Here is a 479-nt window from a genome sequence, read left to right as displayed (position 1 = left end):
TCCATGAGTGTATCGGTGGATTCACACGAGCGGAGCCGCGGGGAGGCTCCCGACCCCGTCTCGCAATATTTGTTAATAGCGAAACGAACCGAGTTATTAATGGTAAAATATAATGGAAAAACATTTACTATGTATTGTTAACACGTTACAATCGCAACAACATGAGAGCAGTTGTGTACCAAGGCCCCTACGATGTGGCCGTCGAGGAGGTAGACGAACCGGAGATAGAACACCCGAACGACGTCGTCGTCGACATCACCACGTCCTGTATCTGCGGCTCCGACCTCCACATGTACGAGGGACGGACCGCGGCCGAGGAGGGGATCATCTTCGGCCACGAGAACATGGGGATCGTCAGCGAGGTCGGCGAGGCGGTATCGACGTTAGAGGAGGGAGACCGCGTCGTCATGCCGTTCAACGTCTCCTGCGGCTTCTGCCAGAACTGCGAGGAGGGGTACACGGGCTTCTGTACCAACGTC

General features: G+C 55.3%; 1 protein-coding gene. It reads left to right on the top strand.

What is annotated here, in order from left to right:
• Positions 1-161: 161 nt before the first annotated feature.
• Positions 162-479, top strand: a 318-nt coding sequence (locus tag EXE44_RS18085; RefSeq protein ID WP_158293508.1) for an alcohol dehydrogenase catalytic domain-containing protein, incomplete at its 3' end; no start/stop codon positions are given.

It is taken from the genome of Halorubrum sp. SS7 (assembly GCF_005435055.1).
Lineage (GTDB): Archaea > Halobacteriota > Halobacteria > Halobacteriales > Haloferacaceae > Halorubrum > Halorubrum salinarum.
The sequence above is the reverse complement of the archived record's forward strand: the minus strand, read 5'-3'. Positions and strand labels throughout refer to the sequence as shown.